1 protein-coding gene is annotated in these 1,362 nt (G+C 60.4%); it reads right to left on the reverse strand.

All coding sequences use genetic code 11. The features are described from left to right. Positions 1-16: 16 nt before the first annotated feature. Positions 17-1,308, reverse strand: a protein-coding gene (locus RCH12_RS18475; RefSeq protein WP_327017884.1) for an IS3 family transposase whose coding sequence is annotated in 2 segments (ribosomal slippage) — positions 17-1,038 and positions 1,038-1,308 — 1,293 coding nt in all. Because the reading frame shifts where the segments join, the coding sequence is not laid out codon by codon here. Between the last annotated feature and the right edge of the window lie 54 nt (positions 1,309-1,362).

Here is a 1,362-nt window from a genome sequence, read left to right on the forward strand (position 1 = left end):
TGAACCGTCCCGGGTTTCATGCCGCCGTTTTGTTGGCGGCTTCGATATTTATCGGGCCGTTTGTTTCAGCGTAGTAGTTGCTTTCATATTCCTCGGGCGGCATGTTCCCGAGGCTGCTGTGCAGGCGCCGATTGTTGTACCAATCCAGCCAGTCGAACGTGAGTTTCTCGACGTCCGCGAGAGTCTTCAACGGCCCTGTCACAAACGGTGACGTCTTCGCCACGGCCTCGTTCTTGTAGAGCCCCATAACTGTCTCGGCAGCCGCGTTATCGTAGGCGTCGCCGATGGTTCCGATCGAGGCGACGAGGCCTTCCAGAGCGACAGTCTCGGTGAATTTAATCGATGTGTATTGAGATCCGGCATCGCTGTGATGTATCAAACCGGGCCGTACGGCGTGGCCGGCATGGTCGCGGCGCCATAGCGCCATATTCAAACAGACCTCAACGAACGGTGTGTCTTTGACCGTTGACGCATGCCAGCCCACGATCGCTCGGGAGTACAAGTCGATCGCGAAGGCCACGTAGACGAAGCCGCCCCAGGTTGGGACATACGTGAAATCCGTGACCCAGGAGTGGTTTGGGCGAGGCGCACTGAAGTTGCGTTTGAGTAAGTCGGGAGCTCGCGCCGACTCCTTACCCGTCGTCGCCGACGCCCGGGGCTTACGGCCCCGGACGAGGCCGTTCATGCCTTCGAGACGCATCAACCGGTCGACCGTGTGCTTGGAGACGTCAGTGAACTCGCCCCGGCGGAGCCACGCCGTCATTTTCCGTCGCCCGTAGAGAATCTCGGGCTGCTGACGCCCGTACACATCTCTCACTTTCAAGGCCTTCAGCCGGTCGACGAGTGCCGCGTCGCTCTGAACTCGCGCCGCGGCGGCGCGAGTCTTCCATGCCCGAAATGACCGTGAAGTGACCGTGACGCCCTGCTCGCGCAGGACGCCGCACGTCAACTCGACTCCATGGCCGTTCGCCTTCATCTGGACGATGAAAGCGACTATGGACGGTTGCGAGGGTCGAGCTCCCTCGCGAAGAAAGACGCTGCCGCTTTGAGGATGTCGTTCGTCTCGCGCAGGTCCCGGTTTTCGCGCTTGAGGCGTTTGATTTCCTCGAGCTCCTCGCTCGTGGGCCCGGTGCGTTCGCCGGCGTCGGCCTGCGCTTGAGTGACCCATTTTCGGAGCGTCTCGGCGCCGATGTTGAGCTTGGGGGCTAGGTCGCGGCACGCCGCCCACATCGATGGGTAATCTTTCAAACGATCAAGGGTCATGCGGACCGCTCGTTCGCGAACCTCTGTTGGGTGTTTCTTGGGCATATCCGAATCCTTTCACCAGAAAGAAAGCGGCAGGAAATCAGGGACGGTTCAGTT

It is taken from the genome of Cryobacterium sp. MP_3.1 (assembly GCF_035984795.1).
Taxonomy (GTDB): Bacteria; Actinomycetota; Actinomycetes; order Actinomycetales; family Microbacteriaceae; genus Cryobacterium; species Cryobacterium zongtaii.